The sequence below is a fragment of the Phycobacter azelaicus genome, from assembly GCF_014884385.1.
GTDB lineage: Bacteria > Pseudomonadota > Alphaproteobacteria > Rhodobacterales > Rhodobacteraceae > Phycobacter > Phycobacter azelaicus.
In genome coordinates this window covers 2,365,300-2,388,511 of record NZ_WKFH01000003.1, presented here as the reverse complement: position 1 = coordinate 2,388,511, position 23,212 = coordinate 2,365,300, and the positions used below count along the sequence as shown (strand labels likewise).

The window sequence follows — 23,212 nt, the reverse complement described above, 5'->3', positions numbered from 1 at the left end:
GGCCGTTTTCCGAAAAACCGAAGCCGGAAATGACAAATACCCGTTCATTTGCCGGAACCGAAAATCCAGGGGTGTTTGTCATTTTGTCCGCTGAGGATGTCATCTGTCCGTTGATCGGCCAATTGCCTGCCCGGGTGTCATTTTCGCGGAAAGTTGTTGAATTCGCGGGCAAGACAGCACCCTGACGACATACAAAAGAAAACCTCCTTTCCAGGTGCGGAAAGGAGGTAGTCTCTGGAAGGCTGGTCCAGAAATTCAGGTTTGGTTCAATTGGAGGGCGGTGGCGCCAAGAACAGGCTGGCCGCTGAGCCGCGCGGAGTTTTTCTTTGGGTCGACGTCGGTTCCGGCTCGTCCTGAGCGCGGTTTTTTCGCTCCGCCGCAGGGATGAAAACGAGCTTGGACTGCCGCCGCTTGAATGGCACCGGTTCGCCCAGCAGCCACGCCCGGATCTCGCCTTCAAAAAACAAGCGCTTGCGCGGCCCGAGGTTGAGGTGGGCTGGGAAAGACCTGTCACGGTGCTTGCCTTCGCTGCGACGGCGCGTCGTCTTCGGGCTTTCACCAAGCATCACGGCGACCTTCTGCAATTCCAGCAACGGCGTCCTCAGGACCGCAGGATCACGAACAGTGGCGAGGTCAATACCAAGAGCAACCCAGATTCTGATCCAGGGATACCCCCTCCCCCGCTTCGGAACCCCCATCTCTTTCATAAGCCCCGGAATGGCCGCTCGGGATATACTGAAGAATTTGGCGAGGTCGGTGACGCTCCCAAGATCCGCCTTCCAGTCTGGTATGTTCAGTTGTTGCATTTTCTCTCCGTTTTCGGAGAGGAGTTGGGTTCACGACATATTTCCGAAAAAAACGAAAGCTCCATACGATAGGACCCGTCAGGAGCCTACGCGAAGATCACAGTGAGACATGAGCACAAGCGAATCTTATTCGGAAGCGCATCACACATTCTATAGAGTCTGATACTGAGCTGCTGGAATTGACCTGCCACCCGGAAGCTGGACCGGCGGCAGAAAGAATTTCTCCATAATATGCCCGGCAGGCAATGCGGAGACTCCCGATGCGGAAATCACGGTTCAGCGAACACCAGATCGCCTTCATTCTGAAGCAGGTTGATGATGGGTTGAGTGTGCAGGGGTCTGCCGCAAGGCAGGCGTTTCCCAGCCGACCTATTACCGGTGGCGCAAGAAGTACGGTGGGCTGATGCCGTCCGGTTTGAGACGCCTGAGGCTGCTTGAGGAGGAGAATGGCCGCCTGCAGAGGATTGTCGCCGACTTGTCTCTCGACAAGGCAATGCTTCAGGACGTGCTGGCAAAAAAGGTGTAGCGCCTGCGAAAGGTCGACAGCCGGTCGACTATGTCCAGGGTGTGTTTCAGGTCTCGATCCGGCACGGCTGCGAGGTTCTCGGGGCTGAACAAGTCCACCTATTTCTACAAGTCGCGTCGACCGTCGTAGGCAGCATTGCGAAAGCGCATCCGTGAGATCGCCGAGGCGCGGGTGCGCTACGGATACCGGCGGGTTCATAATCTTCTGAGAGGAGAAGGCTGGGAAGTGAACGCCAAGCGGGTCTACCGGCTATATACCGAAGAAGGCTTGCAGATCCGGAGCAAGAGGCCAAAACGCAAGGTTGCCGCAACGCTCCGGGAAGACCGCAGACCGGCGGCATCTTTGAATGAGGTCTGGCAATGGATCTTCTGTCTGATCAGTTTTATGACGGCCGGAAAATCCGGATCCTGACCAGTGTGGATACGTAATCGAAAGTGTCGGCAGCCATTGACATCCGGCCGCGGTACGCAGGTGCAGACGTCGTCAGGACATTGGAGCACGTGGCGCGGGAATATGGTTCTCCTGCTTCTATCCGTGTCGATCAGGGGCTGGAGTTAATCTCCAAGGATCTTGATCTCTGGGCTCATCTGAATGGTGTTGTTCTGGACTTCAGCCGACCGGGGAAGCCCACGGATAACGCCTTTGCTGAGGCGTTCAATGGGACGGTCCGGGCCGAGTGCATTGACCAGAATTGGTTCTTGTCCGTTGAAGATGCCAGGCTAAAATGTGAGGCGTACCGCCACGAGTACAATAATGAACGGCCGCACAGCTCAATCGGCAATGTGACACCGGCAGAGTTCATGAAATCCATCGGGGCAACCTGCCACCCGATGGCTTAGAAACGGAAAAACGCTCACGTCCGTGGTCCAGCGCAGCCCTCAACTCGCGCAGCGGGTGGCCACAACCGGGTCTCAGGTCTTAACAGTGGTTTAGCGTAAACCAAACGCATGTAAGATTTCGGTCGCGCTGTCTGTGTCAGTGTTTAGACATTTGACTTCGCTCAATTGTCACTTTCCGCTGCACCAATCCGTCCCCGGCTTGGAGCTTTAGGAAGCCACCGATGACGTCCGCAGCGAACACTACCATCGCACCCAAATCGGGGACGCGAATCGCCCACCATCTTGAAGGGCCACGTTGAAACGCAGCTCAACAAGCGCCCTCGCTTGCTCCGACGAAGCCTCATCATGAGGAAAGCGCGTAGGGCGTGGGGACGAATCCCGCCATGCGCCAAATCCTTGATCAAGGAAAACTGCGATTTCCGCCCCATCATCGAAGGTTAGGCGGAATGATCTTGCATGGGCGCAACCAGCCTTGTCACGAAGTTTCACTTCGGCGCTCGGGAAGACTGCCGACAAGATTTCACGCCGAACAGCGTCGCTATCCCAGTTATGCCAAAGTAGATACCCAGGCCGTCCGTCTTGGCCAGTAGCCTCCGAGATGATTTCGAATTTCGTTCGATCATCCCGCAGCGGCATGGTGCGCCATGCTTCGAATAGCAACCGCGCGGTGAGCGGGCCTCGAAGATAGCGATCGTTGTAGCTTACATGTGCGATCCGCCGACCTTCGCCGAAGGCTTGCGGACGCAAGTTACGCACGATTTTCCAGAAGCGGTTGCCGAACTGTGAGACGGGCCCATCGAGTTCGGTCATCACGTCCTTATGGGCGGAATTGCCCTCTCCGAACACGGTAACTTTCTGAAGCGACAGCGCAGGAGAGAGTGTTGCGGCTGAGTATGGTCCGAAGAGCAACGGACTCGCCTCCACAGACCCCCATTTACGGTCCACATGCGCAGCATCCGGATCCATGATCATGACAGCGATTTCGGATCCGCTTAATGTCGCGTTAGCCAGTACTGATGCGCCGGCGATTTTGGGCAGGGTTTCGCTGACATGAACAGTCGCATCGCCCCGCGCGGCAAGCCGAACGAGGTCCAGTTTCTGCGACATATCCAGTGATTGAATGTCACTCTTCTTAAATGCGATGGTGACCGGAACGCCGGCGCGCGCCGCCTCCGTGGCAACCCTGAAGCCGGGCCATTCGGCGATGTCCCAGCGCGATGGTGGATCTGTGAGGAACAGCGTCAGACGGCCTATGGCTCCAGAGTTCAACTGCCGACCCAGCCAGTCCGCGAGCGGCTGCATGACCGGCCGGGTCTCCGGGCCGAACACGCGCATCGCTTCCGGCAAATCGAGCCTTGGCAGAATCTCGTCCCGTAATAGTTTCAGTGCGCCACGGCGATCCATAGGGCCGCCGAATTGCAGGTCGCGCCGCAGCACGCATTCAGGGCAGCCGCTGTCGCAGTCTGCCGGACAATCCAGGCGGCGCATCGCGCGTTTCAGCAGACCGGGGAAGTCTTTGTCGGCCTCACTTGCGAAACCGGACCCTCCTGACGCCTTGTCATACAGAAAAACAGAGCTGCGTCGCGCTTCGTCCGGGCGCAGACTGGGCGCGACCGCTATGCCCATGGTTTCGGCATCCACACCAAGGCGCGCCGCGAGCGCTTCGCGCAGGGCAGAAGCAATGGCGGCAGCCTGCGCGCGGCCCTCTTCGGTGTTCGCCAAGGCGTCGAGTTGCAGTTCGAAGACGTCCGTGGTGTATTCGGTGCCGAGCTTGACCCGTCGCCGGATCTTGCGGGCCGCCTCGTCATTGCCTGGACATTTGCCATCGTGTCGCGGATTGTCGCGAAGCCGCTGCAACGGGAAATGATCGCGCATGTCGCCCGGCATCACCATGCTGGCCTCGTCCGTCTCGGCCGCGGCCCTGCCACAAGTAATGCAGATCGCGTATCCGCACCCGTGTTCGCCGGACGCGGTTAGGAGCACATGCCCCTCTCGTGCCGTTCTGTGCCGACCAATTTCAGGGTCGGGCAAGGAGATCCAGTTCTCGGCGCAGGCAGAAACGCGAGGCAGATCAGGGGCCACAAATGCCAGCTGCTCATAGGCGCTGTGCGGTTTTCGGGTGCCCAAGAAGCCGGAAGGCCGGAGCAGTTCCTGCCTTTGCACGGGCGCGGCGCAGCGCGGGCACGTCATTGCGTTTTGCCGGGTCAGGCCGAAGTGGCCGCAGGTTCGGCAAGAGAGAAGAGTGCGAAGATCTTCGACTGCGCTGGGGTCGTTCCTGTTGCCCCAGGTAGGCATGACGCCCTCTGAGCGATGCACCAGCCCGTTGATCACGACTTCACTTCCGGGCGAATATTCCCTGATAGCGATGTCAAGTTGACGGGCTGGGCCAGCCTCTGCGCCGTCCCTTCCGGCATGATCGAAGGTGACAACATCGACAGGGAAACCATAAGACGGGGTGAAACCGCGGCGGGCAAGTTCCATCATCATGAACTCTTCCCGCATGCGTCTCGCGCGCAAACGGTACAATCTGTGTGCCGGCTCGGTTTCCGGATAGGCCGCCTGTGCCTGCAAAAGCTGTTCATACTCGTCGCGCCAATGATCACGCATGCGGACGAAACTATCCTCCGTCCGGGCGACCAGCCCATTATGACCGGCCAGGCAGGTCCCAGTCACAAGCGTGTCTATTGCCCGGGTCACGGGCTCACCGCCGCCCCAATCGCCCTTGAGCGCGAGTAGGAAATCATCCGCGACACTATCGGGCATGAATGGCGCGTCCGGATCGGGCGTCGCCCCCATGAACGAGGCCATATTTTTCTTGACGTTGATCCCGCCGCCTTCCCGCAGGAACAGCCCCAGTAACAGCGCATTGACGTGCCGTTGCACAAGCGTTGCAGAGTCAAGCCGCACCTGAGGCGCGGCAACCTGCGCCTGCAGAAGGCGGGCAGGTTCGCGGAAAATCATGTTGTCAAGCGGCAGGTCCTTGCAAAAGGTGAAGGCCATCGCCCAGGGTTCGCCTCGGCGTCCTGCCCGACCGATACGCTGGCGATAATTGGCAGGTGAGGGTGGAACGTTCGTGTTCACGACCAGGCCGACATCGGGAATATCGACGCCCATCTCCATCGTGGTCGAGCAGTTCAGGACGTTAATTTGGCCTTGCCTGAATTCCTCTTCATAGCCCTGTAAGCTGGATCGGTCGATCTGCGCGGAATGTTCCTGCGCTCGCAGGAAAGGCGTGAACTCGGCCGTGCGGTCGTGAAGACCTGTCCAATGCCCTTGAATTCGCAAGGCTGCGACACGTTCGTCGCTCTCAAGCCAAGTACGGATACTCTTGCGCTCGGACGTCGAAATGCCCTGCGGTCCACCAACTGGCAACTCGGGCATCACGATTTCCCTCGAAGTCTCCGGATCCCCCACCGCGTTCATTGAGATCCCAGCCGGGGCATAGGGCAGAAGTCGCCGGGTGACCGGGCATTCATAGGACGTCTCGACCGGTGCAATCGACGCTCTGGTCATGGCCAGCCGCCAGGCGCCGGCGGCCGCCTGAACGATCGTCCTGCTTTTTCGCAACGTATCCCAGATTGCCGTCAGAACGGCACCCGCGCGTTCGGCGTCGATCCTGCTTTCGCAGTCTCCGCCTGTGAGGCGATAGACGAGCCTTGTGAGGTTCGACCGCGTATTGAGTGCATCCGGAAAAGTTGTCGGGTTCCTCACGCCGTTCACCTCCTGCGGCGGCAATCCTGGTTCAACGACCATCGAGAGGGCACTGCGGGGGGATATCCAGTGCCGGACGTCCACCGGCGTTTCCGGCAATGCAATGGCAAGGGTGGTCCGGAACACGATATCGACAGCGGCGTGCAGCAGATCTGCCCAAATCGCGTCGTCATGACCGACTTCCAGTAGGGCCTCGGGTTGTTTCAGGCGCGCCTGCTCGACAAGTTCAGGAAAAAGCAAGCGCGCCAGGCCCATTGTCTCCGCGTTGTTCTGCAACCGCGGGCGGCGGAATAGCTCGCGATACAGGAAAAGCTCGGCCAGGGCCGTGGGATCCTCGGCAAGGGTGTTGTCGCCCTTGCTGGGACGGTTCCGCCAAACCGGGCAGGCGAAATTCCTAAGCTCCTCATTGGCGGCGAGCCGGGACACCATTTCGGACCATGCGACGGGTTTCAGCCCACCTTCGGCCGCTTTAAGCTCTGCTTGCTTCTCCTCGATGGTGGATTGCAGGCTCGGAACGCTCGCGACAACCTGGCGAAGGCCCGCGATTTCCTCGCGCAGTTTCGCAGCCTTTTCCGCATCCCCCGACCTCTGCTGGACGGAATGGTAAATGATGGCACGCGTGAGTGTGCGTTCCGCCTCTTGCTGGAGCTTGGCGGAAAAGCGCGCCGTGCCCTGTCGGCTGTCGGTAAACGAGAGCAGACGTCGGCCATTGAAGGGGACCGGAGTGTCAGAAGGGTTGGGAGCGGATGCTTCCAAAAGGATCGGCAGGGCGTTTCCCATGAGGAAGGGCGCGCCAAAGCGCTGTGGGCGCACGATGACGCTTTGGTGCGAACTGCGCTCGCAGCAACCCCGTTCCGCTTCCTCGACCAGGGTGACAGGGAGGACACGGTCGCCTTCTTTCGGGCGCTCGAACAGGCATGCATCCGTCAGCCTCAGAAATTCCTGCGCGCCACTACCCGCAGGGCCTATCAAGACGCGCTCTGCCACGGCCGTCCCGGCTTGCGGTGTCTCGTCGCCGTCCTCGGGCTCCACATCAAGGATGTACTCGTCGTCTCGCTCTTGATCCTGCGTTTGCCGGAGTATCCTGTGGGGACCCTCGCTCACGACATCCGCGATCAGCCACGGCGTTCCGCATTCGTCGCAGGCACCAAGCTCGAACACCGAAGCGCCGCAATCGCAATTTTCCCGTTCAGTCAGATACACTTGGCCGAACGGCCAGTCGGCGTCGTCCTCAGCCAGTGCCGCCCCACGCTTCGCGCATCCGGGATCAATGCAGGCCCAGATCCCGCTTTGCGCGCGATGGAACGCATGCAGGCGCCAGGGCGCAAATCTGATGCCAGTCTCCGGATCCTGCGCCTGCGCTGCCGCCTCCATCACGCGCAAAACTCTTGCCGTTTCCCCCGGGGTATCAGGGTCCCGTCCCAGCACTTTGGCCACGTCACGCAAGCCGATGCCGACACCGCGCATCCGGTCCCGAATATCGCGAAGGCGCGGATGGCTCGCCAGGGAGGCCCACAGAGCGCGGCTATTCTCGGGCAGATCATCTGGATCCAGTGCGGTATCGGGGCCGAGCGGGGGCAGATTGGGCACACGCTCCTGTCCCTCAATCACTTCGACCTGGGACTGTTCCAGACCGGCAAGATCGGCCAGAAAACGCTGTAGCGTTCTCCGCGCTTCATCGCCTTCTCCGATCGTTGCAGAGGTGGCGGCAAGCCGGACGTCCTGCGGTCGCACGCCGAACGCCTCTCGCACCCGGCGCAGCAGCAGCGCCATTTCCGCCGCCTGCGCGCCGACATAGCTGTGTGCCTCGTCCAGCACAATCCAGCGTAGCGTGCCTTGCGACTTCTTCAGAATATCCCGATCCTGCGCGCGCATCAGCATGTATTCCAACATGGTGACGTTCGTCACCAGCAGTGATGGCGGATCGGCCCGGAGCGTCTTACGGTCCCGAATCTCGGCCCCACGCCGCTTTGGTCCGGGGATGGTTTCGGGAAGATGGCGATTGTAGAGAGCATAGGACAGCCGGTCAGCGAGCGGCTCCATCCACGCGCCAAGCCGTTCCTTCTGGCTGTCGATCAGCGCATTCAAAGGATAGAGAACGATCGCTTGCACGCCAGTCTGCCCCGGTCGATGCTGGCGCAACAAATCGTTGAGCAGCGGGATCATAAAGCACTCGGTCTTTCCCGATCCGGTGCCACTCGTCACCATGAAGCTCTTGCCCGCTTCGGCGGTCTCCCATGCCCGAAGCTGGTGGGCGTACGGGGCGACATCGAGGCCGCGGCGCGGCCAACGGCGTGAGTTTGGCCTGCCATCGTTGACGTATTCGCGGTCGAGGGCCGCAACCAGATCTTCTTCGAGGAGCTGTCCGGCCAGATCGTCGAGGCAAACGCTTGCACGCTCCCAAATGCGAGCGGCCTCCAGTCCCGGGTCAGTCACAAAGGCTTCGGGACGTCCTGGCTCACCGTGCAGCCTCTGTGAAATCTCCTTTCGCAGCGCGTTCGAGCGCACGCGCCCCTTGCCAACTACCGCATCTGCGGCGCGGTTGTTCACGCGCGCGAGGGCTTCCGCGTATCCCGAATGGTGCAGGGTAGTGTTGTCCTTCATGGTGCGTCCTCAGGATTGCAGCCGATCGTTGAGCCAGGCCATTGCCGCGGGTAACGCGGCTTCAAAGGCGCCTGTGTCTGTGTGAATTGCTTGCAAGAGCTCGATACTCTGACGTGTAGTCGGAGGCGGACGGGTCCCGAATGCGACTTCTGCGACAAACAGCGGGGCGTCGATCAGCCCGCGCAGATCGGGGTCATACTTCGCGAAATCCCGTGGCCGATTGCGCGCATCAAGATCGTAGAGTCGGGGTGCGGTCGTCGCGTTTCGCCGGACGACTTCGTCGGCGTAGTCACGCAGGGCAGCCTCCGGATCTTGCAGGGCCGAAGGCAATTCTCCAAGGCGCTTTGCGAGTTCGACAATGAGAAACGGATCGTTCTCCGGCAACCCCAGCACCACATGCCCAGTGAGGGCCGGGCGCAATCGCACGATGTCGGCGGTGCGCGATGCAATTGCCCTGCGGATTTCTTCGTCGGCTTTGTGTACGAGCGATGGAGACGCCGAAAAAACCTCGCGAAGGGTTGCCACTTGCTGCCTGAAACCTTCGGCCCAATGTTCCGGCCCGACAAATATCCAACGTGGACCGCCGTGCAGCTCAAGCGAGAGCATGTCGTCGAGATCGCTTTCCGAGACACGCATCAATAGGCGAACCGCGGCCTCCGGCACGTCGCAAAGAGCGTGAACCTGGTCCAGCGCCCCTGGCGAAACCCCATGCGCCAGCAACTGGCCGTCCAGCTTGGAGAGCCGCGACAATTCCGTGTCCGCTTCTCGACTTCGGTATCTTGCCGCAAAATGAGCGATACGCGCGTCGCGGCTTGGGGCGTCTGCGCCAATCAGTGCGCTTGGCTGCGGCGTGACGTAGGGGCGCGGAGGTCTCATCGGAACGCCACGCCAGTTTGGGAGAAGGAACCAGCGACCTTCGCCCAATTCGGCAAGATCCTCTATATTGGCCGTCTCCACGCGATCGGGGTGCTCCATGTCTATGGCGACCGCTTGCACGTCTGCGTCGAAGACAAGCGTCTGCTGTCGTCGGGTGAGCAGCTTGCAGCCCTCAAGGCAGGTCTCGCCCAGCACATGCCGAAGCTTCAGCCTCGGCGACTGCAGACCACCGGAGAGAATACGTAACCGTAGTTCACTGTCCGGCCCCCCTGCCACAAGCATCTCTTCCAGAAGTGGCCGGAAGGCGGAGAGAGGTTGCTCGGTCACAATGGGGCGAACGATCACTGGACTGACCCCTGACCGTGCTCCTTCAAGTCGGATCCGCAGTTCTGTTTTGCCGGTTTCGGCGGGGACCACCCGCCAGTTCCGCAACTCCAGCATGGTGATGTCTCTGTCGCGGGCCAAGACCTCGCCTTCCTGGTCCTGGAATTCCCCCCGCGCCCGGGGAAGATCGAGTGTCCAGGCCAAAGGCGCGTCGCCCTTCGGGCTGACAAGGGCAATGCTCAACCGACCACGCAACGTATCGACCGAACTCACGGCTGCCTCGGCGAGGCCCTTGTCATTGACGGCGACCGTCTCGCCATCCGCGATCCGAAGCTTCCAGCCCATGGGTAGCCCATCCAGTCGCAACAGGCGGATTTCGGGATTGCCCGGGTCCACATCCCGGATGGATATCCCAGGTGGGGCTACATTGACGGTGACGCGCGCCCCAACGCCCTCACCTTCTTTCACGGCGATTTCCACCCGTCCGATCATGTCGCCGCGCGGAAGCCCCAGTCGCCAAGGCTTTGACCGGCCAAATCGATGGAACATTTCGCGATGTGAGAGCTTGCGGAAACCGCGTCCTGCCCGACGGTGGAGAATTGTCGGCAGACCTCGATAGACCGGCGTGCCTGTGCGGTCGAGGAGGCGGTATTCAAGCGGCCCGACGACCTGGATCTCTTCTCGATCATCGGCATCTGCCCGGGTCGCGATGGCGGCATTCCATCCGCGCAGAAGCACGCGCCCGCTTCCGGACAATCGCCAAAGCTGTCCTCCCGCGATCTCTCCATCCGGTTTCGCCGTGATGCCTTCCGCCACATCCGGCGTTAAATCCTTGGCGCATAGCAGCCAGATATGAGGATCCTGCGTCTTCAGCGATGCGCTGCCAGCGTAAGACAGGGCTTCAGCCCCTGTCGCGCCGGTTTCTGCGACGCGCCAGAAGGTTGGACTGACGCCAATGTCGATCGCATCTCCCCCGGCAAGTCGCACGCGTGTCAGAAAAGCGCCGTCGGCCATTGCGATGAGCTCCGCGGCCTGCTCCAGAGGAAAGGGGAAACGGGAGGTCCGGCGCGCGCTGATGCGTCGGCACGTCCAGATGTCGCTGCCCCCATCACGATCCAGTGCCAGTAGGAGGTCCGGGACTGCCGAGGCCAGCGGCCCGACAGGACCGAGGCGCAAGCGATGCCTCCCATGCTCCACCCCAGCAATCAACTCCGGCGCAATCTCGGCTTGTTCCTCGACGTCTATCCAGGATGTCCAACACTCCTCTGCGTCTCGCAGCAAGACACGGCAGAAGGGGTCGGTAACAAGTCCGGAGCGGCGGGTTACGGAAACGGCCTCGGACAGCAGGCTGCGTGCTGCGTCACCATCGAGCCGAAGCGGCAAACCTTCCCGCCAATCTGGGTTCACGCGGTCGAGCCACGGCTCAACCTCATGTACGGCGAGCCCTTCCGGCGCAAGAGTGCGAAGCTCCAGAATCTCCATAGCGAAGTCAACAAACAGATTTCGGAACTCCTCGGTGCGATATCCTATCGGCAACCGTCGGCTGCGCCGCGCCGCGAATGCCAAAGCGACATCGCGCGGACACCCAAGCCCCATCCGTGCCAGATCCGCAACCAGGCCGACGAGCGCCGAACGGTATCCGCCCTGCCCGCTTAGGAGTTTAACTGGAATCCCGCCCTCTGCCGCGATGGTGCGCAGATATTGCGTGCCGCCCTCGATCCGCCGCAAAGGTCGGCCGAGATTCTTCAATCCAGCGCGCGTCATGTCGCGCAGATCTGTTTGAGAAAGAGCGATTCCCAAGGGTTCGGTCAGGAATTCCCAAGAAAGGGCGCCGCCGTCATACTCCCGGCGATACCTCTCAGCCGCCCACAGGACAAATGGGGCCGCTGCGGTGCGAAATTTCCGCAACGCCAGCAGATTTCTGATTTCCTGCGCCAATTGCGAATGACCCTCATCCGAAAGGCGGTAGGTGTGTAGAGGTCCGCCGCTTACCGAAAATTTATTAGTATCAAGAGTACCTTGGAAGACTGTCATTGTATTCGCCTCAACTCGGTTGCGCGATCCTTGCGAATGCGGCCGCAGATTGCAAGCAGCAATCTCAGGTTGAGCCGTGGAAGCCCGGACGACGGAAGCGAGACGCAGTGAAGCGTTGTTAGAGGCCGACGATTTGGCTCTGGGAAGAGCTTGGTTAAGCCGGCCACAAGGTTCGTCGTCGGCAGCAAGCATGACAGCGGCAACGTCACGGGGCCGCCGCTCCGGACACCCGGCTATGCATGCCTGTGTCGCAGTTGCGCGACCTGGGATGCCCGGGTTTCAAGACTGCGGCCCGTATGGCGACCGCGCGGGAGTTCTGGCTTCATCGCCCCCCCTGTCCTGCGCTGCCCGTCAGGTACGAACCAGTCACACCCTACAAGAGTAAGGATTGTCAACGGCGGCGCAAAATCCGGCGACGGGGCGGAGCATAAGTCGGCCAGTCTGGGTGTGACTGGCTCCTGGCGAACTCGCTCCCCACATAGCTGTCGGTTGCCAAGGCGCCTTGGTCTGTTAGGACCAAGGCCAGGCTTGGTTCAGGAGTATTGGCGAGCCTTGCTTTGGGCCAGCCGATAGCTGTCGCCGTTGACACCTTGGCCTTCTAAGCTCAGACGGCGTAATTGAGAACTTGAGGCGGCATCCGATCCTGACAGGGCCACGGCGCTATCGACATGAATTCTCGGCGCTTTATGGACCTGTCGCGGAATTGTGCCGCTCCTTTGAACACGTATCGTGTCGCAAAGGAGAACAGACATGGCATCACGACCGAGCCCGGAGTTCCGCGCAGAAGCGGTTCGGGTCGCATTGACGAGCGGGCTTTCCCGCAAGCAGGTTGCCGCTGACTTCGGTGTTGGCTTTTCAACGCTGAGCCGGTGGATCCAGCAGGAACGCAGTGCCGCCCGTGGCCGCCCCGGTGAATACAGTTTACCTCGTGTGCTGCGCTCTGATGCGCGTTTGCGGTTTGTCATCACAACCTCCAATTCGGAACCGTTGCGACGACCGTTTGAATCCGCCCAGTATTGTTCTCACGACTACCAGAAGATCCTGCGTCAGCATGGCTTTGAGGTCTCGATGAGCGGGAAAGGCAACTGCTACGACAACGCAGCGGTCGAAACATTCTTCAAGACCATCAAGGCCGAGTTGATCTGGCGTCGTTCATGGCCGACACGGCGGGCTGCCGAACTGGCAATCTTCGAATACATCAACGGCTTCTACAATCCGCGCCGTAAGCATTCAGCTCTCGGCCGGAAAAGTCCCTTGGCCTTCGAGGCTCAAGCTGCATAAGTGAGAAATCGGAGCGGCATCAATGCGTGACAGGTCCATTACCACTTGAAGCCACGCGCGTGTCTTGATTGATTGATGCTGAGCCAAAACATCCGAGGCGAGCATGTCATTTTTTGAGCATCCTATACTTAATTCTCCTTATCGAGTGCCGGACAGACACTGGGAGTTGGACGGGGATGGGCGACCGACTGACAAAATCGTGCCGTCCCGCCGCAGATCGGATCTGATTTCGGCCATGCCTCAGGCAAAGTCGGTGAAAAGCGGCGCCAAGCAAACAGAGCTATCTTTGAGCGAAGCCGGTCTCGAAGGTCAGGACATGGCCTACAACGTGACCGAGTTCGTTAATGAACTGCGCAGTCAGGTGGACAGTTGGCGCGCGCTTCGCAATCCCAACGATTGGTCTGTATCGCCGGTGACGCAAAAGCTGCTCCAGCACTGGCGTACGCTGCAATCCGATGAAACCCAGACGATCCGGCCGTTCTTCTGCCAACTTGAAGCGGTCGAAACCGCAATCTTTCTCGCCGAGGTTGCGCCGAAAATGGGGGCTCGCGGCAAACGTTTTCGAGAACGCTTGACGGCCGCCAATGCCGAAGCGAACCCCGATTTGTTCCGCGTCGCCATGAAACTCGCCACCGGTGCCGGCAAGACAACGGTCATGGCGATGCTGATCGCTTGGCAGACCCTCAATGCGGTGCGCAGCCCCGGGGCAAAATCATACTCCCGCGGGTTCCTCATCGTGACACCCGGCATCACCATTCGCGATCGCTTGCGTGTTCTTTTGCCCAACGATGCCGAGAACTATTACCGACGGCTCAGCCTTGTGCCTTCCGACATGATGCAGGACATGCAGCGGGCAAAGATCGTGATCACGAACTATCACGCTTTCAAACTGCGCGAGCGGATTCAACTTGCCAAGGGCACAAGATCGGCACTGAAGGGCCATGGCGAGGAACTCACCACGCTCGAGACCGAAGGGCAGATGGTGCAAAGGGTGATGCCCGAACTCATGGGGCTGGGGCCAATCAACGTCATCAATGACGAGGCCCATCACAGCTATCGCGAGCGGACGGCTGCAGAAAAGCCGAAACTGACCGGCGACGAGAGGAAAGAGGCCGAGGAAAACGCAGAAGCCGCGCGTCTATGGATTTCCGGCATTGAAGCGGCCAAGAAAAAGGTCGGCGTTCGCGTGGTCTATGATTTGTCGGCGACCCCGTTTTTCCTGTCGGGATCCGGTTGGGTCGAGGGCACATTGTTTCCCTGGGTGGTGTCCGATTTCTCTCTCATGGATGCTATTGAATGCGGGATCGTCAAGCTTCCCCGCGTGCCAGTAGCCGACAATCTGCCTTCCGGAGAGCACCCCCTTTACCGCAACTTGTGGAAAGCAATCGGGAAGAAGATGCCCAAGAAGGCACGGGGCGCAGCGCGCCCTGACCCGCAAAGCCTTCCGATCCCGCTCAAGACCGCGATCGACGCGCTATATGGCCACTACAAGAAGACTTTTGATCTGTGGCAGTCCGAAGGGATGGGCATCCCGCCGGTCATGATCATCGTGTGCAACAACACGACGAACTCCGAGCTATTGCGCGACTATGTGGCCGGATACGAACGAGAAAACCCGGATGGCACATTGGAAACCGTCCCCGGAAAATGTGCTCTGTTCTCAAACTTTGCAGATGACGGGGAACGCTTGCCACGTCCGCGCACTGTTTTGATCGACAGCGCGACGCTCGAAGCCAGTGGAGATATCGACAAAGGATTCCGAGACGCCCACGCCGACGAAATTGAAGCTTTCCGCCGCGAGCAAGCAGAACGTGGAGGCACTCAAGATCTGACTGATGCCGACATTCTGCGCGAAGTCATGAACACAGTCGGCAAGAAGGGGCGACTGGGCGAGCAGGTTCGCTGCGTTGTCTCGGTTTCCATGCTCACCGAAGGGTGGGACGCCAACAACGTCACCCATATCCTCGGCCTTCGTGCTTTCGGCACACAGTTGATTTGTGAACAGGTAATCGGCCGCGCACTCCGGCGCATGTCTTATGAAGCCGACCCCGAAAATGGCCTGTTCCGCACGGAATATGCCGACATCATGGGGATCGACGGTCTGAACTTCTCGGACCAGCCACGCGTAGCGCCGCCACAGCCCCCCCGCGACGTGATCAATGTCCGCGCGGTTTCACCCGAGCGTGACCATCTGGAAATAACCTTCCCGCGGGTCCAAGGCTACGTCGCAGACCTGCCGTCCGATCGACTCGACGTGGATTTCTCGAAGCTGGAACAATACGTGCTCACCCCTGAAAAGGTCGCGGCAACTGTTGTGACCATGCAGGGTATCGTCGGCGAAAGTGAAAAACTGTCGCTCGACTATCTGAAGACCGCGCGGCTTTCGACCATCGCCTACAACGTCGCCAAGCATATGGTGTTCGAGAAACTCCGCGACGCCAACCAGCAGCCCAAGATCCACCTGATCCCGGCCGCCAAACGCATCGTCATGCAGTGGCTGCAAGAGGGCCATCTTGTCTGCAAGGGCGACACCGTGCCGGCGCAACTGCTCTATCGTGAACTGGCCGACGAGGTGTGCGACCTGATCTTCGGCGCCCTCATCGACTCACCGCGTGGCGACGGCGTTCTGCGGGCGGTGCTCGATCCCTATAACCCGCAAGGCTCCACCTTGGGCGTCAATTTCAACACCTCGGTTGCCACCCGCTACCAGCCGCACCCGGACAAGTCGCACCTCAACTGGATCATCACCGACAGCGACTGGGAGGCGAAGCTGGCCAACAGGATCGAGGACCACCCCAAGGTGCTCGCCTATGCCAAGAACCACAACCTTGGCTTCGAAGTGCCCTACCTGAAAGAAGGCGAACCGCATGTTTACCGCCCCGATTTCCTGATCCGCCTGGACGCACCCGAGCCGACGACACTGGTGATCGAAGTCAAGGGGTTCCGCGGCCATGACGCCATGCTCAAGGCTGAAACCATGCGCTACAAGTGGATCCCGGCCGTGAACCGACTGGGCAGCTTCGGCCGATGGGGCTTTGCCGAACTGCGCGACGTGCATGACTTAGGGCCGGGGCTGGAAGAGGCAATCTGCGACGCTCTGAAACAGTTTGCGACAGCATGAAACAGAATTCGCTCTTGATCAGCTCCGAATTCGGACGTAATTATTGGGGCATCCGCCCCTTGGCAGTAAGCGTGACCCCTCGACATCCAGGGCAACGCCGACCCCTTGGGGCTGTTTCGTTTCAGGGGGCGGCATGAGCAAGGTCGCGATCCTGATCGACGGCGGATATTTCCTGAAACGCCTGCGTTCTGTGCGCCCCAAAACAGACATCAATGATCCGCAGGCCGTCGCCCGCGACATCAGCCGTCTCGTGTCAGCACATCTCCAACACATCAACAAGATCGAACGTCAGCCGCATCCGCGCGCCCTGCTCTACCGGTCGTTCTGGTATGATGCGCGCCCCTATCTCGACAAAGGGCACCGGCCAATCAGTGGCAAGGGCATCGATTATGCCAAAACCGAACAGGCGCAGTTCCACCTTGCCCTGCATGACCAGTTGCGCCGCACCTCGAATATGGCCGTTCGCCTGGGCGAAGTGCGCCGCGACCCTGACAGCCTTTGGGAGTTGAAGCCCGCGGTTCTGCGCGATCTGCTAAAGAAAAACCGTGTATTCGACGACCTGACGGATGACGATTTCCGGCCCACATTCCGCCAGAAGGCCGTCGATATGCGGATCGGTCTCGATATCGCGTCAATCACGCTGAAACGGCAGGCCGAGGCAATCGTTCTCGTAGCAGGTGACAGCGATTTTGTCCCCGCGGCCAAACTGGCTCGCCGCGAGGGCGTAAAATTCATCCTCGATCCGCTTTGGCGCAAGGTCGAAGACGGGCTATTCGAACACATTGACGGGTTGCGCAGCGGCTTTCCCAAACCGGGCCAAAAGCAGCAACCAGCAGGCGAGGCACAGACATGACCGACAAGAAAACCCCGATCGAGCCGATCACCCATGACACCGACCGCGTGAACATTCCCACGCCGGAACTGGCGCCGATGATGGACCCGGACGATGCCCGCCCCATCAAGGTGGCCTATCAGCGCCGCAACCCCGACCTTGACCCGCAGCTGATCTGGCGCGGCAAGGATATCGACGCGGCTGCCGTCACCGCCGATGCGCCCCCCATTTACCTGCAGGAACAGGTGCATCCCAAGGCGATCATCGAGGATCTGCGCGCCGGCAATCCCCGCAATGGCGAGGGCGCGGGTGTCGATCTGTTCGATCATTTCGGGATCACGGACGAGGACCGCGAGGCCGAGGTGGAATTCTACCGCCACCAGCAGAAATGGTCGAACCGGATGATCCTGGGCGACGGGTTGCAGGTGATGGCGTCCTTGGCCGAGCGTGAGGGGCTGAAAGGCCAGGTGCAGGCGATCTATATCGACCCGCCCTATGGCATCAAGTTCAACTCCAACTTCCAGTGGTCCACGCAGTCGCGCGACGTGAAGGACGGCAAGCTGGAGCATCTGACCCGCGAGCCCGAGCAGGTGAAGGCCTTCCGCGACACCTGGCGCGACGGCATCCATTCCTACCTTCAGTATTTGCGCGACCGACTGGTGGTGGCGCGGGAACTGCTGACCGAGAGCGGCTCCTGCTTCGTCCAGATCGGCGACGAGAACGTCCACCGGGTGCGGGCGCTGATGGATGAGGTGTTTGGGGAGGAGCACTTTGTGAGTTCGATATGGTTCAAGAAAAATGCCTATGACGCTTCTGGCGTGCTTTCCAACGTCTTTGACCACATTCTCTGGTTTTCGAAGACATCAGCCCCAAAGATCAGGAACGTGTATGCTTTCCGAACCTTTGAAAATTCAGACACACAGTTCTTCGATAGCGTTCAGCTGGAAAATGGCGAACGCCGTCAGCTTACCAAGCAGGAACGTGAAAAAATCGTCCCACCGCCCGCTGGATCGGAAGTCTTTGCGCGAAACCCTCTAACCTCGGCGGGTTTGTCTCCAACTTCATCCAGTGCGATGAACTTCCAAGGTGAACAGATTCCGTGTGCCGCCAATTCCCATTGGAAGACGACGCCAACGGGCATGGAACGTCTTACCAAGGCAGACCGATTTGCCAAGAAAGGCAATCGTCTTCGGATGGTTCGCTTTATCGCGGACAATCAGATTATCCCTATGGCGAACCTCTGGCAGGATACTGGGGTCGGTGGCTTTGTGGGAGATGACAAAGTTTATGTGGTGCAAACCGATGCCCGGGCGATTCAACGCTGCCTCCTCATGACCACCGACCCCGGCGACCTCGTGCTCGATCCCACCTGCGGCTCCGGCACCACGGCCTATGTGGCCGAGCAATGGGGGCGGCGCTGGATCACCATCGACACCTCACGCGTGGCCCTTGCGCTCGCCCGCGCGCGGATCATGGGGGCGAAATATCCCTTCTACCTGCTCAAGGACTCCCCCGAAGGCCAGAAGAAAGAGGCCGAGATCACCCGCTCTGCCCCTGCGACCCATGCCACCTACAACGACATCCGCCACGGCTTCGTCTACCAGCGCGTCCCCCACATCACGCTGAAATCCATCGCCAACAACACCGAGATCGACGTGATCTGGGACCGGATGCAGCCCGCCGTGGAAGACGCCCGCGAAGCCCTCAACGCCGCCCTCAAGGGCCACCCCACGCCCTTCGAGGTGACGACCGGCGGGCGCAAGGGGCAAGAGATCGACTTCACCGCCCAAGGCGAGGTCGAGATGCCCAGCGGAGAGATGGCCCCGGCAAACGGCTTCATGGAATGGGAAATCCCCCGCGACGCGCCCGACGATTGGCCCGACGCGGCCAAACATGCGCTGGCGCAGTTCTGGGAGGCGCGCATCGCGCGGCAGAAAGAAATCGACGCCTCGATCGCCGCCAAGGCCGATTTCGAATACCTCTATGACAAGCCCTATGAGGACAAGAAGCGCATCCGCGTCGCCGGGCCGTTCACGGTCGAAAGCCTATCGCCCCACCGCACGCAGGCGGTCAACGAATATGGCGAGTTGATCGACGAGCATGATGCCGCCCAAGGAAAGCGCAGTCGCGCGCAGGAGGCCGAGAATTTCCGCGAGTCGATCCTGGAGAACCTCAAGAAAGCCGGAGTGCAGCAATCGGGCAAGGCGGACAAGATCGACTTCACCGCCCTCACCCCCTGGCCTGGTGACTGGCTGGCCGCCGAGGGGCGGTATATGGAGGGCGACACCGAACGCCGCGCCGGCATCTTCATCGGCCCCGAATACGGCACCGTGCAGCGCGCCGATCTGGTCGCCGCCGCGCGCGAGGCCGCCGATGCCGGCTTCGACATCGTGATTGCCTGCGCCTTCAACTTCGACGCCCACACGGCCGAGTTCCGCAAACTGGGCCGCGTGCCGATCCTGCAGGCGCGGATGAACCCCGACCTGCACATGGCCGATGACCTCAAGGCCGGAGGCGGCAACCTGTTCGTGGTCTTCGGCGAGCCGGATATCGAGGTGATCGAGGATGGCGACAAGCTGCGCGTCGAGCTGCGCGGCGTCGATGTGTTCAAACCCCAGACCGGCGAAGTTGTAGCATCAGAGCCGGACGATATCGCCTGCTGGTTTATCGACACCGATTACAACGAAGAAAGCTTCTTCGTCCGCCACGCCTATTTCCCCGGCGCAGACATCCCCTACAAGCAGCTGCGCACCACGCTGAAAGGCGAGATCGACGAAGAAGCCTGGGACAGCCTGAAACGCACCATTTCGCGCCCGTTCTCGCGCCCGAAATCGGGGCGGATCGCGGTGAAGGTGATCAACCATCTGGGGGATGAGGTGATGAAGGTGATGGGGGTTTGAGGGATGACTTGGTTCGTATTTAGACCCGAGAAAGCACAAGCATATGGAAAGCCCACTGACAACAGATTTCTCGTTCGCGCCGGTTCGACCGCAATGGCGGAGGGCTCACCTCGCAAGAAACGAGACAGGCCGTTGCGGGACAAGTTGCTTCGGGATGGCGTTTTATGCGCCGACAAGGATCCCGAACTGTTGAGGTTCACGCGTGACTACGAGTTCACCAGCGCAAGCGCCGCGGCAGGTATAGTCAAGGACGGCAACGCCAGCGGCCCACAACTCTGGAAGGACGAAAAGACAGGTCGAAGCCTCAAGGAGGCTTTTGGCCGATGACCACCCGCATAGCCGACACCTTTACCGACAGCCTCGCCAAGCTGACCGCGCAGGAGCAAAAGGCGGTCAAGACGGCAGCATTTGACCTTCAGATGAACCCCGCCAATCCGGGCCTGCAGATGCACCGCGTCGACCGGGCACGCGATCCGTATTTCTGGACCGCCCGGGTCAACCGCGACATCCGGCTGGTCCTGCACAAAAAAGACGGCGCCACCCTGCTGGCTTGGGTCGGACATCATGACGACGCCTATCGTTGGGCCGAGACGCGCCGCATCGACACCCACCCCCGCACCGGGGCCGCGCAGATCGTCGAGATCCGCGAGACTGTCGAGGAAGTGATCATACAACGCTATGTCGAAGAAGCCGTGCGACTGCCACGCCTCTTCGCGGACGAGTCCGATGACACCCTTTTGTCCTGGGGTGTGCCGGAAGATTGGCTCGATACGGTGCGTGAGGCAACAGAAGAGACGGTTCTGGACATTGCCGGGCACCTTCCCGCCGAAGCCGGGGAAGCCTTGATACAAGCGGCGACGGGCACACGTCCAACGCCGTCCCCCTCCAGCGCAGACCCCTACGCGCACCCCGATGCCGCACGCCGTTTCCGTGTATTCGAGAATGTGGAAGAGTTGCAAGCTGCGCTGGACGCCCCATGGGAAAAATGGTCGGTCTTCCTGCATCCGGCCCAAGTAGAATACGTCACCCGCGACTTCTCAGGCCCCGCACGGGTCGTCGGCTCAGCAGGCACGGGCAAAACGGTGGTCGCGCTGCACCGCGCCGCGCGGCTGGCGGAAGTGCCAGAGAAACGCGTGCTTCTCACGACCTTCAACCGGAAGCTGGCGGATCGATTGCGAGAAAAGCTACCGCTCGTTGCTGGGCTGGATAAGCTTGATCGAGTTTGCGTTGAAGCACTCGGCTCGTTGATACTGCGGCTTCATGTGCAACACTTCGGAAATCACGAACTTGCCGATGAAAGCACGCTGCGCCATTTCCTCGAAGAAGCGGCTGCTTCCTGCAGCGTCCAGGTTGATCCGGACTTCCTTTTTGATGAGTGGTCACTGATCGTCGACGCTTGGGATGTGCCTGACATGGACACCTATCGAGACCTGCCACGGCTTGGGCGCAAGGTACGCATGGCAACCTCGCGACGAGATGCGCTTTGGATGGTGTTCGAAGCCACACGTGAAAGGCTTCAGGCCGAAGGCTACACAACAGAGGCGCAGATGGCGCATGATCTGCGCCGTCATGGGAATTTCCCATTCGATCATGTGGTTGTGGACGAGGCACAAGATATCTCTGTCGCAGAGTTGCTGCTGCTTGGATCCGCACTGGGTGAAGCTAAAAACGGCCTTTTCTTTGCTGGCGACATTGGGCAACGCATTTTCCGCGCACCGTTCCCTTGGTCAGCTGCAGGCGTTTCCATCCGCGGCCGGTCGAGAAGCCTTAAGGTCAACTACCGGACGTCCCACCAAATCCGTGTTCGAAGCGACACTCTGTTACCAGAAATCCTCGTTGAAGCGGACGGCAGTGAAGACAGTCGCACCGGAGTAACATCAGTATTCGACGGTCCGCCGCCGGAAATGGCGGCTTTTTGCGACCGCGATGAAGAGGTTTCGGCGCTCAGGACTTGGCTTGCGGGATTAACAGAACTTGGTGTTCCTTCGGACGAAATCGCAGTCCTTGTGCGTCGGGAGCAACTTAAAGAGCAAATATGCGCTTCCTTGGGGGATAATACCGTAAACACCATGGTCATGCACGATGCAAAAGGTGCCGAATTCAGGGCTGTGGCAATTGTCGCTCTTGATCACGACGTTCTACCTGACGAACGCAGGATCATGGCCGCGCGAGACGAAGCTCAACTCGACGAAGTCATGGCGACTGAAAGGCATTTGCTCTATGTAGCTGCCACACGTGCAAGGGACTATCTTTGGATGTCAGGAGTAACCCCCGTGTCCGAGTTCTTTTCAGACCTTGTGTCAAAGTAGTCGGCGCCTTTCATTCGCTTACGCGACGGCATGCTCCTGACGTGCTTTGACCTAATGGGATGATCTGCCTTGGAGACCGGCACCTAAAACAGCCACTAAAGCGAAAAACGCTCGCACTGAACGTATGAGCTGTTAGCCCCAAGCGAAGCCTACGGTGCGCCGCACCAGCCCCTGAAAGCCGCCGCCTGAAATGAAACCACTACAATAACTTAGCCAGGCGGAAAACGGGTCGAAAAAGCCGCACCACCTCTGATTAACGGGGAGTAGGCTTCAGCACCGCCTCGATTGATAGCTAATCCTTTGGCCGCGCGTAGATCAGCTCGCCCTTGTCATCGCGGCGGACACCCAATCCCAGGTTCCGGCGACCGGCAAAGAAGGCCTCTTCCTCAGGGCCTGGTTCGCCCATAAGCTTGGTGAAGACCTTCCCCCAGGCAGCGTGTTGTTCATCACTTAACTCGCCGGAATCCAGCCTGCCTTCCCGGGGCTTCGGTGACGCGATCCTTTTTTTGCATCCTGCAGTTGCTCCAGCCCCCTTCCGCTCCACTGATTACAGATCAGTCGTTCTCACACGAGGTAGAAGCTGAAACGGCGCACGCGCTTGGACATCCGTTCCCCTGGTCCTATTAGCCCATATCTTCGAGCAAGTGCAGGGCGCGACGCGCACGCGTTTCTCTACATCAAAGTTGGCTTAATCTGGCACCGCGGCCGCATTGCACAGTTGACCGCGATGACGACGGTTAAGCGTGGTCCGATCCTGTCTACGTCGACGATCACTTCTCTGGTGATGGTGGCGAGCATCGTGTTTCCTTCTCAGGACGGCGCTTCAACGCGTCATAGGGCGCATTCGCTATGAAGCGGCGCAGACGCTCCGGATCATGGGGGCGATCACGGCCCGAGATCTTACCAAGGTGGCGCATATACGCGATCACGGCCGCACTGACGATTACAGCAGTGATGGAGAGGATGGCTTCGAAGGTGGTCATGCACTGAGTATAGCACGGGACCGGTCAGTTGGTCCAAAAGGGATCCCGTCGTCGTCTTTAGGCCAC

At 60.0% G+C, this 23,212-nt stretch carries 10 protein-coding genes and 3 pseudogenes; 9 read left to right on the top strand and 4 right to left on the bottom strand.

The window, feature by feature from the left end; all coding sequences use genetic code 11:
* Positions 1–29 precede the first annotated feature (29 nt).
* Complete coding sequence (locus INS80_RS12515) at positions 30–185, top strand: hypothetical protein (RefSeq protein ID WP_192965951.1); 156 nt, start codon at positions 30–32, stop codon at positions 183–185.
* An 81-nt stretch (positions 186–266) separates the two neighbouring features.
* Here the strand turns inward: INS80_RS12515 and INS80_RS12510 are convergent, their stop codons facing one another.
* Positions 267–806 (bottom strand): hypothetical protein, encoded by a 540-nt coding sequence (locus INS80_RS12510; protein ID WP_192965950.1) that lies wholly within the window; start codon positions 804–806, stop codon positions 267–269.
* Between the two features lie 260 nt (positions 807–1,066).
* On the opposite strand from INS80_RS12510, the pseudogene INS80_RS12505 reads away from it, so the two are divergent.
* Positions 1,067–2,171 (top strand): annotated as a pseudogene (locus INS80_RS12505) (IS3 family transposase).
* A gap of 240 nt (positions 2,172–2,411) precedes the next feature.
* On the opposite strand, the gene INS80_RS12500 reads toward INS80_RS12505, so the two are convergent.
* Positions 2,412–8,486, bottom strand: coding sequence for a DEAD/DEAH box helicase (locus INS80_RS12500; RefSeq protein WP_192965949.1), 6,075 nt, complete (start codon positions 8,484–8,486; stop codon positions 2,412–2,414).
* A 9-nt stretch (positions 8,487–8,495) separates the two neighbouring features.
* The gene (locus tag INS80_RS12495; RefSeq protein WP_226892616.1) at positions 8,496–11,720 is read right to left on the bottom strand and encodes an STY4851/ECs_5259 family protein; all 3,225 of its coding nucleotides are present in this window, start codon (positions 11,718–11,720) and stop codon (positions 8,496–8,498) included.
* Between the two features lie 750 nt (positions 11,721–12,470).
* Between INS80_RS12495 and INS80_RS19335 the strand changes: the two are divergent.
* The 7 genes and pseudogenes from INS80_RS19335 to INS80_RS12465 all read left to right on the top strand — a co-directional run.
* Positions 12,471–12,575, top strand: a pseudogene (locus INS80_RS19335) (hypothetical protein); the annotation flags it as partial.
* A 153-nt stretch (positions 12,576–12,728) separates the two neighbouring features.
* Positions 12,729–13,001, top strand: a pseudogene (locus INS80_RS19330) (integrase core domain-containing protein); the annotation flags it as partial.
* Between the two features lie 103 nt (positions 13,002–13,104).
* Entirely contained in the window at positions 13,105–16,122 is a 3,018-nt protein-coding gene (locus tag INS80_RS12485) for a BPTD_3080 family restriction endonuclease (protein WP_192965946.1), read from the top strand.
* Positions 16,123–16,255: 133 nt separating this feature from the next.
* Entirely contained in the window at positions 16,256–16,975 is a 720-nt protein-coding gene (locus INS80_RS12480; protein ID WP_192965945.1) for an NYN domain-containing protein, read from the top strand.
* Positions 16,972–19,854, top strand: a complete 2,883-nt coding sequence (locus INS80_RS12475; protein WP_192965944.1) for a site-specific DNA-methyltransferase — start codon at positions 16,972–16,974, stop codon at positions 19,852–19,854. The genes INS80_RS12480 and INS80_RS12475 overlap by 4 nt, the downstream gene beginning before the upstream one ends.
* 3 nt (positions 19,855–19,857) lie before the next feature.
* Complete coding sequence (locus INS80_RS19480) at positions 19,858–20,181, top strand: DUF4357 domain-containing protein (protein ID WP_369411404.1); 324 nt, start codon at positions 19,858–19,860, stop codon at positions 20,179–20,181.
* Positions 20,178–22,163, top strand: a complete 1,986-nt coding sequence (locus INS80_RS12465; RefSeq protein ID WP_192965942.1) for a UvrD-helicase domain-containing protein — start codon at positions 20,178–20,180, stop codon at positions 22,161–22,163. Before INS80_RS19480 ends, INS80_RS12465 begins: the two co-directional genes overlap by 4 nt.
* 770 nt (positions 22,164–22,933) lie before the next feature.
* Here the strand turns inward: INS80_RS12465 and INS80_RS12460 are convergent.
* Positions 22,934–23,146: a hypothetical protein gene (locus tag INS80_RS12460; protein WP_192965941.1), complete on the bottom strand. Its 213-nt coding sequence runs from the start codon at positions 23,144–23,146 to the stop codon at positions 22,934–22,936.
* Positions 23,147–23,212 lie beyond the last annotated feature (66 nt).